Annotated in this window: 13 protein-coding genes; 8 read left to right on the top strand and 5 right to left on the bottom strand. The window is 38.4% G+C overall.

Annotated features, from left to right (window positions below; translation table 11 throughout):
- Window positions 1–17 precede the first annotated feature (17 nt).
- The 3 genes from HGR01_RS01650 to HGR01_RS01640 are packed head-to-tail and all read left to right on the top strand — an operon-like array spanning window position 18 to window position 3,147.
- Window positions 18–1,190 (top strand): hypothetical protein, encoded by a 1,173-nt coding sequence (locus HGR01_RS01650; RefSeq protein WP_045870000.1) that lies wholly within the window; start codon window positions 18–20, stop codon window positions 1,188–1,190.
- A gap of 9 nt (window positions 1,191–1,199) precedes the next feature.
- Window positions 1,200–2,054, top strand: coding sequence for a glycosyltransferase family 2 protein (locus tag HGR01_RS01645; protein WP_096621977.1), 855 nt, complete (start codon window positions 1,200–1,202; stop codon window positions 2,052–2,054).
- Between the two features lie 7 nt (window positions 2,055–2,061).
- Window positions 2,062–3,147, top strand: a complete 1,086-nt coding sequence (locus tag HGR01_RS01640) for a glycosyltransferase (protein ID WP_045869999.1) — start codon at window positions 2,062–2,064, stop codon at window positions 3,145–3,147.
- Window positions 3,148–3,279: 132 nt separating this feature from the next.
- On the opposite strand, the gene HGR01_RS01635 is transcribed toward HGR01_RS01640, so the two are convergent.
- The 3 genes from HGR01_RS01635 to HGR01_RS01625 all read right to left on the bottom strand — a co-directional run bounded on the left by HGR01_RS01635 (window position 3,280) and on the right by HGR01_RS01625 (window position 5,918).
- Window positions 3,280–4,239: a ribonuclease Z gene (locus tag HGR01_RS01635; RefSeq protein WP_045869998.1), complete on the bottom strand. Its 960-nt coding sequence runs from the start codon at window positions 4,237–4,239 to the stop codon at window positions 3,280–3,282.
- A gap of 417 nt (window positions 4,240–4,656) precedes the next feature.
- Window positions 4,657–5,499, bottom strand: a complete 843-nt coding sequence (locus tag HGR01_RS01630) for a M56 family metallopeptidase (protein ID WP_045870133.1) — start codon at window positions 5,497–5,499, stop codon at window positions 4,657–4,659.
- Window positions 5,499–5,918 (bottom strand): BlaI/MecI/CopY family transcriptional regulator, encoded by a 420-nt coding sequence (locus HGR01_RS01625; protein WP_045869997.1) that lies wholly within the window; start codon window positions 5,916–5,918, stop codon window positions 5,499–5,501. The genes HGR01_RS01630 and HGR01_RS01625 overlap by 1 nt, the downstream gene beginning before the upstream one ends.
- Before the next feature lie 235 nt (window positions 5,919–6,153).
- Here HGR01_RS01625 and HGR01_RS01620 point away from each other — a divergent pair, with 235 nt between their 5' ends.
- The 5 genes from HGR01_RS01620 to HGR01_RS01600 all read left to right on the top strand — a co-directional run bounded on the left by HGR01_RS01620 (window position 6,154) and on the right by HGR01_RS01600 (window position 11,982).
- Window positions 6,154–6,480: a DUF433 domain-containing protein gene (locus HGR01_RS01620; RefSeq protein WP_045869996.1), complete on the top strand. Its 327-nt coding sequence runs from the start codon at window positions 6,154–6,156 to the stop codon at window positions 6,478–6,480.
- Window positions 6,481–6,483: 3 nt separating this feature from the next.
- Window positions 6,484–6,825: a DUF5615 family PIN-like protein gene (locus HGR01_RS01615; protein WP_045869995.1), complete on the top strand. Its 342-nt coding sequence runs from the start codon at window positions 6,484–6,486 to the stop codon at window positions 6,823–6,825.
- A 257-nt stretch (window positions 6,826–7,082) separates the two neighbouring features.
- Window positions 7,083–8,111, top strand: coding sequence for a 1-acyl-sn-glycerol-3-phosphate acyltransferase (locus tag HGR01_RS01610; RefSeq protein ID WP_045869994.1), 1,029 nt, complete (start codon window positions 7,083–7,085; stop codon window positions 8,109–8,111).
- 289 nt (window positions 8,112–8,400) lie between these two features.
- Window positions 8,401–10,017 carry a serine/threonine-protein kinase gene (locus HGR01_RS01605; RefSeq protein WP_045869993.1) on the top strand — a complete coding sequence of 539 codons (1,617 nt, stop codon included), beginning with the start codon at window positions 8,401–8,403 and terminating at the stop codon, window positions 10,015–10,017.
- A 1,146-nt stretch (window positions 10,018–11,163) separates the two neighbouring features.
- Window positions 11,164–11,982, top strand: a complete 819-nt coding sequence (locus HGR01_RS01600; RefSeq protein ID WP_045869992.1) for an FHA domain-containing protein — start codon at window positions 11,164–11,166, stop codon at window positions 11,980–11,982.
- 369 nt (window positions 11,983–12,351) lie between these two features.
- On the opposite strand, the gene recA is transcribed toward HGR01_RS01600, so the two are convergent.
- Together recA and HGR01_RS01590 are read right to left on the bottom strand one after the other, a co-directional pair.
- Window positions 12,352–13,428, bottom strand: coding sequence for a recombinase RecA (recA, locus tag HGR01_RS01595; RefSeq protein ID WP_045869991.1), 1,077 nt, complete (start codon window positions 13,426–13,428; stop codon window positions 12,352–12,354).
- A 366-nt stretch (window positions 13,429–13,794) separates the two neighbouring features.
- Window positions 13,795–14,220 (bottom strand): hypothetical protein, encoded by a 426-nt coding sequence (locus HGR01_RS01590; RefSeq protein WP_045869990.1) that lies wholly within the window; start codon window positions 14,218–14,220, stop codon window positions 13,795–13,797.
- Between the last annotated feature and the right edge of the window lie 366 nt (window positions 14,221–14,586).

Here is a 14,586-nt window from a genome sequence, read left to right as displayed (position 1 = left end):
GCAGATTAGGAAACGCTATGTTGAACTCAAATACTGAAGAGGAAACCTTGAATATCAACACCAACGTCTCCAAAGGAGAAACAAATTATTTTTTCTACAGCTTGATTCTTTACAGCATAGCAGTCTTATATCTCATTCCCTATGACCTAAAACTGCCATACGCTAGGTTTTGTTTACCTATACTCACAATTATTTTAATTTTACAACTAGGTTATTACAAAAGTAAGTTACTCATTGGTGATATTATCGTTGTCTGTTTGGTTTTAGTAGTAACTATCTTCAATTTTTCTAGCTATCAGCTATTTCGATATAGTTTACCTATCTGCCTCACGGCAATTTGCTTTAGTGGTAGCCCTTATATTCCTATCAAAAGAAGCTATTTAGTAGGTTTATCTTGGGTGTCCCTAGCATCGATGATTTACCAAATGTTAAGCTATAGGCGTTTAGAGTTTGATAATAGCCAAAGAGTTGCTTTAAGCAATGGCGACCCGAATGTTTCTGGCTTATTCATGCTCTTGTTTTTCTATTTATGTGTCAAAATTAAATTTAAACCAGGAATAATTTTAGCTTTAGTTTCTACAGTATTGTTCCTGAGCCGCAATTATTTTCTGACATTGTGTATATTTTTCCTACTAGCTCTTTTAGAAAAGCCTTTATTTAAGATATTTAGTAAAATTCATTTTTCTCTGATTTTTCTCTTGGCTAATTTATTTGGTTTACTGGTCGGAGAATTCTTTTTAAACCAAGTAGAAGTTGGCTTTATTTATGACACAGGTGCAAGTCGTCTCTTGTCTTTTAATGACAAATCTAATTTAGTGAGATTTGAGGCGAATCGGTTTTTAATTAATTCTTATGTTAACGATTTAAATTTAGCCTTAAAAGGCTACGGAGAAAACTACGAATCTGTATTTAGACCGATAGGGGCGATTATCCATAACTCATTTTTAGAAGTAATTGCATATACTGGTATTCCCCTGGGAATACTTTATTTCTTCGTTTTGTTAAAAGTTATCAGTGGCTACTGTACTCAAGAAAATTTAAAATTTATTTTCTCTTACCTATTCTTCTGCTTATTTCTACATACTGGACTGCAGGGAGTCGCACCATTACTATTTATCAGTATCTTGGCGATGTCAGTAGAAACTCAAAAATCTAATAAAATTATCTTATTCAACAATCTTGAGTATTGATAAATTACAATGTCGCTGAAATTTTCTATTATCACGCCCAGTTTTAATTCAGAAAAAACTATCGAAAAAACAATTTTAAGCGTAATTTCTCAAAAACATGACTCAGCAATTGAATATATCATTATTGATGGTGGTTCTACAGATAAAACCTGCGAATTTATTCAAAAATATGCAGATTCTATAGATATATTTATTTCTGAATCTGATAATGGCCCTTATGATGCTATGAATAAGGGAGTGAGTCTAGCGACAGGCGATATTATTGGCATTATTAACTCTGATGATTGGTATCACGACAAGGCTATTAAGTTAGTAGAATCAGAATTTTTGCAAAATCCAGATATTGATATAATTTATGCGCCTGTAGATAATTATTTCTCTGGTAATTTTATTGCTACCTTTATGCCTGGCAGTTTAGATAAATTACCCATTAGGTTTACTTTAAACCATCCTAGCTGTTTTATTAAAAAGACAGCCTACGATTTAGTAGGTTTATACGATTTGCAATACAAAATTACAGCAGATTATGATTTAATTTTACGGTTATATTTAGCCAAACTCAAGTTTCATTTTATCAATATTCCCTTGGCTGCTTATTCACTGAATGGGATGAGTTCTTCTACTAAACATTGGGATAGAGCGAAATTAATTAAAGAGTCTTGGATAATTAGTCAAAAAGCATCTGTTAATTTAGATAGCACTTTCAACAAGCAACGTCTACTAGCGTATATAGCATGGATTTTTAATGAGATTTTTGCAATTCCGGCGCGATATTTTTTGAAACCACCGTTAGCTAGAAAACTCAAAAAAATACTCAATAAATTTATTAAAAATCCTATTTCCGATGAATATGGTCAATGGTAGTTAATTTATGACTAGAATTTTATTTATTTCTGCCCATGCACCTACAAATTACTATCCTCAAGCTGGGCAAAAAATAGCTTTGAGACATTTAGAAGACTATATTCATGCTGGCGCAACTGTGGATGTTGTAGTTATTGCTAATCAAGCTGAAATTACTGCTGCTACTGACTTAGCTTCGCTTGTTGGTAATAATCTTTATGCTTATTCTTTAAAACGATGGGATAAAGTGATTAGTTGTTTAACTCATTTGCATATCCCTTTAAAATTTTCTACGCGATGGCGAAATATAGTAGCAAAACAACTCCTGCAATTGTTGCAAACTTACACTTATGATGTAGTTCATTTTGAATATCCTCATGCAGCAGTTTATCTGCAATATATGCAGCCATTTATTAATTCACCAGCTACAAAAACTATCATTAGCGTACATGATTTAATTTTTCAATCATTTTTACGTAAGGCTGAAAAGAATTATATTTTAGGGATAGAAGCTGCAAAATTATTCCAATATGAAAAAAATCTATATTCCGCAGCTAAGGAAATCTGGGTTTTATCTAAAAAAGACCGTGATATTTTAACTTCTTTATTTGCTATTCATGAAACAAAAATTCTTATTAATCAGCCAAAAATTAATAAATTTTTCTCCCAAATTAAGCGTGATAATGCAAAAATTGAGCATAAAAGTCTGCTTTTTTGGGCAGCAATGGATAGACCGGAAAATGAACAAGCTATTCTAAATTTTGTAAATAAGTGTTTTGGCTATTTGCTAGAAAAAGACACAAATTTTAAACTTTATATTGTTGGTGCTAAACCTTCAGCAAAAGTTTTAGCATTAGCAAGCAAGCAAATTATTGTAACTGGATTTGTAGAAGACCCTACGCCATATTTTGAGCAAGCTAAAATTGGTATTGTACCTTTACTTGAGGGTGCTGGAATTAAGCTGAAGACACTGGAAATGCTGGCGGCTGGGTTACCTGTAATTGCTACTACTATAGGCGCTGAAGGAGTGGATTCTACAAATAAGAATTTAATAGTAAATGATAATTTTAATGATTGGGTGAGATTAATTAATCAGTTATGCGAGGCAAAGTAAAATTGGGGAAAAGGTTAAAGGTTAAAGGTTTTTTCTTTCCCTTTTCCCATTCCCCTTTTTCCCCTTATTAGTTACAATGTGCAGAAATCTTGATGGTGCGTTAGCCTGCGGCGTAACACACCCTACTTTTACTTATACGCTGGCTTCGGTTAACTCTAACTCCCGTCGTCTAGGTACGTCATAAATCATGAAATCATGAGCCATATCTGTATTGGGGAAAATTGCTCTAGCTTCTTTCAGTAAATCTTTCAACTCTATAACATTACCTGGTGCATAACGGGGGCTAAAATGAGTCATGATCAGGCGATGTGCTTGAGCAGCTAAAGCGGTTTGTGCTGCCATTGTGGTGGTGGAATGCAACCTTTGAAAAGCCATGTCTGCATCTTGATGAGCAAAAGTTGCTTCGTGAATTAACACATCTGCATCCTGCGCTAATTCCACTGCACCTTCACAAAAAACTGTGTCTGTACAATAAGCAATTTTGCGTCCAATTTCGGTAGGGCCGCACAGGTCTTTACCATCTATTACTCGCCCATCGTTGAGAGTTACTACTTCACCGCGCTTGAGTTGACCATAAACTCGTCCTGGCGGTATTTGTAATTCCTTGGCTTTATCAACATCAAAGCGTCCGGCGCGGTCTTTTTCTGCAACTCGGTAGCCAAAACTTGTAATGCGATGATGCAAAGGGCCACAGGTAACTGTGAACTCATCATCTTCATAAATTACCCCTGGACGGATGGCGTGAACTTTGACAGGGTAGGAAAAGTGCGTGTAAGAGTAACGTAAGGATGCTTGGATATATTCATTTAACCCTGGCGGGCCATAGAGATCAACTCGTTGCACGTTTCCAGCCAAACCACAACTAGCAAGCAGTCCCATCAAACCAAAGATGTGGTCGCCGTGCATATGGGTAATAAAAATTCGGGATAGTTGGCTAATTTTCAGTTCACTCCGCAAAAGCTGATGCTGAGTACCTTCACCACAATCGAATAACCACAGTTCTGCCCTTTGGGGTAATCTGAGGGCAACACTAGAAACATTACGCGCTCTTGTGGGTACACCAGAACTTGTCCCTAAAAATGTGATCTGCACAGCGTTCTTTAGTCTTCCTCTTGCTTACTCAATTTGACGCTCTTTTATCTATAGTGGCATGGTTTGAGATTTCGTAGTTTTGGTATCAGGATTGGAGATTGGGGATTAGGGATTAGGGATTAGGGATTAGGGATTAGGGATTGGGGGTTGGGGACTAGGAAGATGAATAAGGGCTTCCAAATCAACAAATATTTTATAGCTGTGTAAGCAGAGAAACAGAGAGGAAAACTATGATAATGATCTTCGCTCTCAAAATTGGGTAATTTAATTTCTGGAAGTCGCTAAAATTTTACTGAGGTTTTTTAAGTTGCTGGTATTTAGCGAGTTTGTCGGCTGTGTTAGTTATATCATTCTCCGCGCCTTTGTATTTTCAGTACCCGAATATCGTTTTCGGGTACTCTTGACCCATTAACTGCATTAAGTATGAAATATTACAGTAACTAATGGTAGAAATGCTAGGAGTAAGCTAGGGCAGATCCACAATTGCGCTGTTGGGATTGGCTCCGGTGGTGCTAATAGTGCTTCGATTCTTTGTTCTAAGCGATCGCCTGTTCCTGGTGAACCTAAAGCCGCACAGCATACTTCTGATAATACTGGAGTACTACTGACTACTAACAACAGTGATTCTGCTAGCAGCAAGGGGTCAACTTGGGATGCGGCGTAACCATCAGCCCGGAGTTCACGCAAAACTAGCAGTTCTTCCCACAATGCTTCTGTATTAGGCAACCAAGCGGTGCAGGAACGTACCCAACCCAACCAGAAAAACCAGAAGGTGTCTCGGTAATGGTAATGCCCTTGCTCATGTGCCAATACTGTTTCTAAATGCTCTGGTGATAGCGTTTGCAGTAATCCTTCACTGATAACTAATTCGGGGTGCCAAAAACCAATTTGACCTGCGAAGAGTGCCTCTGTGTTGAGCAGTCGGAGGTTTCTGTCACCCAAAGGTACTAAAGGATAATTACGGGCAGATTTTACAGACTGCCATCCTTGGTAGGCGTGTTTAATGCATAAAACACTAAAAATTGCAAGATAGCTAAACGCTAAGATATAACTGCCCCAACCTGTATACATTCCCCCCATTTTGCCTTGAGGCCCCATGCATAGCACAGCGATCGCAGTCATAAATAGTAGCAAAGGCGGGAAGAGGAATAAAAATAGCGATCGCCGCCACCGCAAACTCCAATTATCTTGGGGTTGATTCCATGAGCATCTTAACCACCAAGCAACTGCCAAAGCAGTCAAAATCATGATTAAATGTATCATTTCCCCTCCCTGGCTTGACGTGCGGCTTGAATGCGTTTTGCGATCGCTTCTATTTGATTGCTGCTGGCTTCATCAAGACTATCGGCAAAAGCAGCAATAACATCGGGATTACCCACTGCCAAAAATCGCTGTAATTGTTCATGGGCTTTAATCATCTCAGCTTGTTGCTTTGTCAGCAATGGTCGCCAATAAAATGCCCGTCCTTTTTTGTCGCAGGCTAGCCAACCTTTATCAGTTAGGCGGCGGAGAACGGTGGTGACAGAGGTATAAGCTAACTCCCGGTTCGGGTCAGAGAGAATGCGATCGTGTACATCCTTCACTGTAGCTGAACCCAGTTCCCAGATGATCTGCAAAATTTCTGCTTCTAAAGGGCCTACGGACAATTGTTTAGGACGGTAGTCTGGTAAAGGAGCCATATCAATTTTGAATTTTAGATTAGTGGATGAGTGGATTAGACGTGAAAATTCCCCTCTCATTTCCTAGCCTGAGCCTGAGTGCGTGTAGTAGTCACCGCGAAATCTAGCTTCAGAATATGTATTCTAAGATTACCGTTGATTGAATCTGATTGGTGTTTGGGTTTGTCTCTCTCATCGCTATGGGTGGAATAAAATTATAAATGTAGCTTGATCAAACATCAGAGGATTGACATTCGTGAAACTCAAAGAGTTAGAACAACAACTTCTTGCCCTCAGTGCTGGTGAAAAAGTGCAGGCTATACAGTTACTTGCTCAAAGTCTTGGAAGTAATTGGCTAGGAATTGAGAAAACTCCTAGAGTCTGTGGTGGAGAAGCACGCATTGCGAAAACTCGTATTCCCGTCTGGGTACTTGTAGAAGCTCGTCATCTTGGATATAGTGATGCTGACCTTTTGAGTAGCTATCCAACTATTACAGCTACAGATTTAGCTAATGCTTGGGCGTATGCAGAAACTCACTCCGATGAAATTGACTTGGCTATTGAGCGTAATGAGGTAGCCTAGTCGATGGCACGGTTTTACGCAGATGAGCAATTTCCGTTTCCAGTTGTCGAATTATTACGTAGTTTAGGGCATGATGTTTTGACAGTTCAAGAAGCAGGAAATGCAGATCAAGGTATACCTGATGAGGAAGTTTTGGCATTTGCCATAAGTCAAGAACGCTCGATATTAACTATAAATAGAGATGATTTCATCCGGTTGCATCGTCGTGATGATCAACACTTCGGCATTATTGTTTGTACCAACAATCGTCATTGGGAGCAGTTTGCCACACGGATACATAAGGCTGTGATAGCAGAAGAATCTTTGCAAGGAAAACTAATTCGTGTGGTACGTCCAGTCACTTAACAAAGTTTCAGCTAAAAAATCAATTATCAGTTTACGATATTTTCCGCCTGTGGTAGGATGCGAATCAAAAATATTAAAAGCTAAAATAATGTATAGCAAGTCCTAAATTATTCGTGAAAGAACAAAGTACATTTGTAAATCTTTCTTTCCTGATCCCCATTTCCGATTCCCTGTTTTCTACCTCAACTCCTTTATTTCACGACTCCTAAACGGATTGCTATATGTTAACCAATTATTAGAGAATTTACACAACAGTTGTGAGCAATCAAGACTGTGAAAGCATCCTCAATATTGATATAGAAACACCATCATTAGAGAGCTATAAATTTAGCTGGTTTGACTGGTTTTGTTTATGGTATCCCCCTGGTTGGTTAATTTTATTTAATCGCCACTGGCAACACTACCATACCGATCCAGATGGTTGGAATTGGTGGGAATATTTATTATTTTTATTGCCTGGTGGATTTTATTTAGCAATGCTGAGTCGTTGGCTGCGTCTTGGTTTTCGAGCACCACGTAAAGAAATTGGTGAATTTGAACCAAAATATCAACAAGCTTTTCGTGACGAAATCCTGGCTCCTATTGTTAAATATTACTTTCAAGGCGAATTGCAACAATTAGAAAATTTGCCATCAACAGAGCCGTTAATTGTGGCAATGAATCATGCAGGTATGTCTTTTCCTTGGGACTTTATCACTTTGGCTTATTTATTAAGTCAGGAAAAAGGATGGACAGTACAACCTTTAGCAGGACTATCATTATTTGAACATCCTTGGGTAATTTGGTGGTTACCGCCTGGATGGTCAAGAGTGTTAGGTGGTGTACGTGCCAAGTTAAATGATTTTGAAGGGGCTATACAGCAGCGTAAAATCATTTTATACGCACCTGAAGGTTTACGCGGGCCGCAGAAGGGTTGGCATAGACGTTATCAACTGGAAAAATTTGATGTGAGTTTTATGCAGTTGAGCGATCGCTATCAAGTTCCCATTGTCCCAGTTATTTGCATTGGCAATGAATCTTTGCATCCTTGGACAAGGAATCTCAAAAAATTACAAAGCCTATTCAAATTACCATTTTTGCCTTTATCACCTTTAATGCTGCTATTGCTACTATTTCCTTCAATGGGTGTTTGGGCAGTAAAAACTCGTCTGCGTTATTTTATTCAACCTGTCGAGCAAAATGTTATTGATGGTGAAAACAAAGAGCGAGCAATAGTTTATCAACAAGCGCAAACATTACGCGAAAAAATGCAAATGCAAATCAATCAGCTGCAAGGTATGGTATAGGAATCTTTTCTAATTGCTGAAAAATCTTGAATTTTATAGCAAGTTAAACAAAAAGCAGATTTTTAGATTGGTAAATTAGCTAAAAAGATAGCTCATCCACTGCATTTAACTTTCCGTAAAATCCATGACAGTGTATTTACGATGGGATGCAGTCTGCTTTCCCTAAACTTTAGGAAGTCTTCAAGGCATTTCCCGCGAAAATTACCTGGCATAAGTGAAATTTCCATCACCATAATGGGGTCAGAGTGTAACGCTATTTATTATTATTCGTGCAGCGAGTTGAGAATGCATGAGCTACTGCTTAAATCCTACCTGTCCCCATCCAGAAAATCTGGCCTATAGCCAAAGGTGTCAGTCTTGTGGCTCAAAGTTACTTTTATGCGATCGCTATCGAGTACTTAAACCATTAGGTCAAGGTGGCTTTGGCGCAACTTTCTTAGCCTACGATGAAGGCTTACCAGGAGAACCGAGTTGTGTAATCAAGCAGCTGCGTCCCACAGCCACTGCACCACATGTTTTGCAGATGGCGCGAGAACTGTTTGAGCGAGAAGCCAAAACCTTAGGTAAGATTGGCAATCATCCTCAGTTACCAAGGCTATTAGACTATTTTGAAGATAATCAGCAATTTTACTTAGTTCAGGAATACATTAGCGGCGCTACTTTACAACAAGAAGTTCAGCGTAACGGCAATTTTAGCGAAGCTGGAGTCAAGCAGTTCTTAAGTGAAATTTTGCCATTGCTGCAATATATTCATGAGCAAAAGGTAATTCACCGTGATATCAAACCAGCAAATTTGATTCGCCGCACCGAAGATGCTCGAATGGTACTGATCGACTTTGGTGCAGTTAAAAACCAAGTCACCCAAGGCGTAAGCGGTCAATCAGAACAAACAGCCTTAACTGCTTATGCAATTGGTACTCCTGGTTTTGCGCCACCAGAGCAAATGGCAATGCGTCCTGTCTACGCCAGTGATATCTACGCATTGGGAGTCACTTGTATTTATCTACTGAGCGGTAAAACTCCTAAAGATTTAGAATACAATCCCACTACTGGCGAAATGATCTGGGAGTCAATTGTACAGGTAAGTGACCATTTAACAAGCGTTTTGCGGAAAATGTTAGAGGTATCAGTACGCAACCGCTACAAAACAGCGCAAGAAGTCCTCAGAGGGTTGCAAATGGAACCCTACATTGAAAGTTTAGCGAAAGGAATGCTGGCTAAATCTGATGTAGGAGCAAAAGAGCATGTACATAACCAAATAGCAAATTCTGCTATTTTATGTAGTACTCCACCTGGTAGTGCTAGTAGTGCAGGAGTAGCACAGGTAGCCGCAGCCATCCGAGCTAGACGCGCTAAAACAGCTGAAAATGCAGCCAATGCTGGGGTAATGCGTCCAAAAGCGATGATGGCTAAGTCAACCAACTTTGAAAGCCACAACAGTTATGGTTCGCAAAACCACAATCCCAATGGGGTACGTAAGTTAACTACCCAGAATTTACTCACCGCCTATCTGAAGGGAAGGCGGGATTTTGCTCTCCACAATTTAAGTATGCTCAACCTGCAAGGCGCTGATTTATCGGGGACAAATTTTAATTCGGCTCAATTGCAGAAAACTAATCTTCAAGGCGCTAACCTCAACAATAGCGACTTTGGTAGAGCTAGTCTGACTGATGCTAATCTTAGGGATGCTAACTTGACTAAAGCTTACTTTAGTAATGCTGATTTAGAAGGAGCAGATCTGCGAGGTGCCGATCTCAGCCATGCTTATCTCAGTAATGCTAATCTTAGAGGCGCTAACCTTTGTGGAGCTATTCTCACTGGTGCCAAAATTACTGATGAGCAGTTGATACTAGCCAAGACGAACTGGATGACTGTACGTCCCAATGGGAAAAGAGGTTTGCTGTAATGTTAACTATGGCAAGTGTTTTTGATTGTTAACTACTTAAAAACACTTCTCGGAATTATTGCTATATATAAAGTTGAAAATTTTTAGGTGTTAGTAGCTAACCATCTAGTAGTCTAGTGGGAATACTAGTATTAGTAAATTTACTTATTTTGAATTATCTGTAGCACTACAAATATGCAGATATATAGCAGGAATAATGATTGATTAACTGACTTACAGCTTAAATTGCAAATGTAATTTAACTTTCATAAATGTAATCGCAAGCTATATCTCTGTCGATAAGTGAGAAAATTTAAGTATATTTAAGGTGTGCCATACTAATTAGCTAAAATATAGCAATAGCTTCAACATCTCAAGCCGCAATTCTTGCGGAATTCATGATAAAAATTGGTATTACTCCTGAGAATATAGCGGTAAATGCTGAGATTGCTATGTGATGCCACAGCCATCAAGCATCATACAAAAAGTATTTCTAAAATTAAATATCTCTATGCCTATATAGTTCAATAATTAGAAATAAAACTAATAGCAATAATTACTCTATATTTTCCAATTTATTTTGGGATTACGTAGGTATTCTAGTTGAAAGTAATATAATAAAGCGTTCATGTATTGCGTTATATATGCATTTTAACGCATTATGTCAATAGCGTAATTTTGTTATTTAGGATTTTTATAACAACATATATATATGTCTGAGAGTGGATTAGCATTGATTTTTTGAAAATGCTTAACACACCTCCTTATTTTTTGGATTCTCTACTGTCTATTAACAATTTATAACCTGAATGAGTCAGCTAATGAAGCAAATTTTATTCCTATATATGACAAATAAAGAAAAATAATTTACAATAAAAAATAAACAGTTACAATATTTGTACTCAACACTTTTACTAAAATTTATGAATGCTTAGATGAAGGGAATTTTTACATTGAGATGCAAAATTTGATAGTTCTTGCTGCTTAAGCGTTTTAGCAGATATCTGCAATAAAACTGCAGCATATTAATAGCAAAATTCTGTTTTATCGGCATAGATCAGATAAAAACAGATGAAAAGTTGTGTGTTTGTCGAATAAAATAGACTAGATTCAGGTTTTGCTATAATTTAACCATTATTCCTGATATTAGGCTGAAAATTCAAATTAATGACCGAAATCAGTAATTTACATTTCTGGAAAGCAAAAGGCTCATCTATGAGAGTTGAGTTACAAGATAAAGAATTAGAAAGACGATTAAATCTGTTTCAGGTATTCCTCAAGTTATATGAACAACATAGCAGTCTTTTAGATGAAATTATCCAGATCGAGAACATTGCTCAAGAATCGTTTCTAGCAATGCAACCTCTTTATATACAAGGCGTAGTGAATGATTCGGTTGTTTATATCGTTACTAATCTTTGTGATAATCAAACACAAAGTTTACACCAGTCACAGCAAATTTGGACTATAGGTCGAGATAGTAGTAGTGGTATCACGATTGATGACCAATATCTATCTGAACGCCATGCAGCAATTCAATATATTCACGATCGAGGCTTCTATTTAATTGATTTTAAAAGCAGCAATGGCTCATTTGTAAATGGAGAACAAGTTTTTCAGGCTAGGAAACTTCATGATGGCGATCGCATTCGTCTAGGGCTGATTACTTTTGATTTTTTTATTAATCATTCTTGCCGTACTCTACCAACAGTCGCTGTGGAATTATTGATGCACCTTGTTCAAGGTGTAGATGACAATCCTAAAAAAATCTTTAGCCCAGCCAGTGAGCAACAAGAATTTCCTATTCAAAAATTGAATCATGCTTTCCATATAAGTGACGATTCAAGCTTAATGAATAATTTTAAATATCAGCATACTCACGTCACTCTAGAAGATAAGTCTGAAATCTTAGAGCGTTTTTTCAGCCAACAATTGGCTCATCATCAAATCTCGAAAATTCCAAATTCTTGCTTTATGGATAGTTAATATCATTTTAATTTTCCATAAAATTAGGTTTTTAATAAATTACAGCGTATTTCAGATAAATAAGGCACACGCTTCGGGGCATGGCACTGCCATGCCCTTACAATTATCTGTACATCACCAACTTGCAATCTGCTGTAATTACACAGTTAAGGGCGCACATTTGTGCACCCTGACAATTTTTCTTAATAACAGCAGAGATGAAAATTGCTAATTTTCAGGCTATCGCCAGCAATGTTATCTTCTTGGCAGAACAGGTAAGGGATCAGGGATAGAGATTTTGAAAATACCTGGCAATTGGCTCAAAATCGACAATAACCTAGTATGGGATTCTGTCCTCTAGCCCTGCCCATTTCTGCCCTGTTGAGATGGTTATTCTTCGTCTGAATCGACTTCTTCCTCTTCCTCGTCGTCGCTGACTTTGGTTACAGAGTTAGCAGAAACAACAGCTCCTTTGTCTAGCTTTTCACGTACCAACTGCTTAATTTGTGCAGCAAATTCTGGTTTTTCTTCTAAGTATTTGATGGCGTTGTCTCTACCTTGGGAAATATTTTCGCCATTGTAGCTATACCAAGCTCCTTTGCGGAGCAAGATGCCTGTTTCTTCCGCAAGGTCAACAAGACAACCTATAGTAGAAACTCCCTTACCAAAAATAATGTCAAATTCTGCAATTCTAAAGGGTGGTGCTACTTTATTTTTTGCTACCTTCACTTTAACGCGGTTACCAAATTCATCTGTACCTTTTTTCAAGGTTTGAATTCGGCGAATATCTAAGCGTACAGAAGCATAGAATTTTAAGGCATTACCACCAGTGGTAGTTTCTGGGCTACCGTAGGTAACACCGATTTTTTGCCGTAGTTGGTTAATAAAAATTACTGTGCAACCAGATTTACCAATATTTCCAGTAATTTTACGTAAAGCTTGGCTCATGAGTCGAGCTTGAAGACCAACGTGAGCATCACCCATATCGCCTTCTATTTCTGCCCGAGGAACTAATGCGGCTACAGAGTCAATGACTACAATGTCAACAGCAGCAGAGCGCACAAGCTGATCGACAATTTCTAATGCGGCTTCACCAGTGTCGGGTTGGGAAACCAGAAGATTTTCAATATCTACGCCTAAAGCCGCAGCATAGGTAGGATCGAGGGCGTGTTCAGCATCCACAAAGGCAGCAATACCACCTTCTCGTTGCACTTCAGCGATCGCATGTAGCGCTACTGTTGTTTTACCGGAACTTTCCGGCCCGTAAATCTCAATCACCCGTCCCTTGGGTAAACCACCACCCAATGCGAGATCTAAGGTGAGTGCACCAGTGGAAATGGTCTCTACTCGCATCCGAGTAGCATCCCCGAGGCGCATGATTGCTCCCTTACCAAAGCTGCGCTCAATCTGGTTGAGTACAATATTCAGCGCTTTTTGCTTGCCAGAAGTATCGGTATTGATAGCCATTCCTGCCTCTAAAATATATGGATTTCAGGATTGTATAAGATTGGAGTTGAGTAGAACAGATATACTATTTTAACCAGAAAATTCTGGATATGACTTTTCAAACAGGGAAGTGTGACAAGATCGTAACCTGATCGGATACATTCGCGGTGAACATTACCTTCATACTTTATTTTGGCTTTTAGAGGCAAAGTTGGGTGAACTAAGATCATTATCCCTTTCAAGCCGCTACAAATATAGCAGTTCTCGGTTGAATGTAATACAGCTTAGAGGTAGGGTAGCGAAAATATTTTCTGTTCAGCAAGCTCTACAATAAAATAATTAAAATTGGTTAAATTTTATACGTAAATTTAACCAACTGTTTTTTAATCAATAGACGCTGACATGACCATCGTTCAGCAGATAGAGAGAGCGATCGCCTGGGTTAAGCTTACCAGGGCGGAGTTCTAAGCGTAATGTCCCAAAGTTCGGTTTAGAAACTACTGCTTGTAGTGGCAATCCCATTTCATGCCAAAATACGAGAGACATAATTGCTTGTCTATCTTCTTCCTGCATAAATTGCAGTTCTTGTCCTGGTCGTAGAGGAATTGGCTCGGTTCCTTGAATTCTTTCGAGTTTTACGAAACCGGATGTTCTATTTACAACTTCTAATCGGATATTTTGGCCGGGAGTAAATTGAATGGGATGCGGGCCACATTTAGAGGCGCAGGTTCCGGCCAGTGTGGTGCTAGGTTGATTAGTAGATGTGATGAGAAAGGCAACTGCGGCTAAGGCGCATGGCAATAGTTTAGACATAAGACCCAGCATGAGTACTTAACTGAAATCCTACTCTAATCAAGTCCTAACAAGCCTCAGCAGATTTTCCAGGATTTGTAATTCTCTTACATTAGCTGCTCATATCAACTCAAAAAACTCTCTGGAACATATAAATCATCTGTAAGCGTGAATATGACTTGACTTTAGGGAAATTTAATCTGGGACTTTTTCAAAAAGTCCCGGATTTAGTCAGCAACTTTTGCTTAAGTAAATACTAAAGCCACAACCAGTTAAATTTATACTTGTATAATTTAAACAAGGTTCTCAGGGACAGCACTTAATACTTGTCGGTTAAGGGCAAAAGGGGAAGGGGAAAAGGGGAAAAGGGGAAAAGGGGCAAGAAAA

Origin of the sequence: Tolypothrix sp. PCC 7712 (assembly GCF_025860405.1) — a bacterium.
Taxonomy (GTDB): Bacteria; Cyanobacteriota; Cyanobacteriia; order Cyanobacteriales; family Nostocaceae; genus Aulosira; species Aulosira diplosiphon.
This window is presented reverse-complemented; position numbering and strand designations above follow the sequence as displayed.

Coding starts and splice junctions, on each gene's coding strand:
- HGR01_RS01645 (WP_096621977.1), top strand. CDS start 1,200: ATGTCGCTGAAATTTTCTATTATCACGCCCAGTTTTAATTCAGAAAAA.
- HGR01_RS01605 (WP_045869993.1), top strand. CDS start 8,401: ATGAGCTACTGCTTAAATCCTACCTGTCCCCATCCAGAAAATCTGGCC.
- HGR01_RS01650 (WP_045870000.1), top strand. CDS start 18: ATGTTGAACTCAAATACTGAAGAGGAAACCTTGAATATCAACACCAAC.
- HGR01_RS01600 (WP_045869992.1), top strand. CDS start 11,164: ATGACCGAAATCAGTAATTTACATTTCTGGAAAGCAAAAGGCTCATCT.
- recA (WP_045869991.1), bottom strand. CDS start 13,428: ATGGCTATCAATACCGATACTTCTGGCAAGCAAAAAGCGCTGAATATT.
- HGR01_RS01590 (WP_045869990.1), bottom strand. CDS start 14,220: ATGTCTAAACTATTGCCATGCGCCTTAGCCGCAGTTGCCTTTCTCATC.
- HGR01_RS01625 (WP_045869997.1), bottom strand. CDS start 5,918: ATGGCTCCTTTACCAGACTACCGTCCTAAACAATTGTCCGTAGGCCCT.
- HGR01_RS01640 (WP_045869999.1), top strand. CDS start 2,062: ATGACTAGAATTTTATTTATTTCTGCCCATGCACCTACAAATTACTAT.
- HGR01_RS01615 (WP_045869995.1), top strand. CDS start 6,484: ATGGCACGGTTTTACGCAGATGAGCAATTTCCGTTTCCAGTTGTCGAA.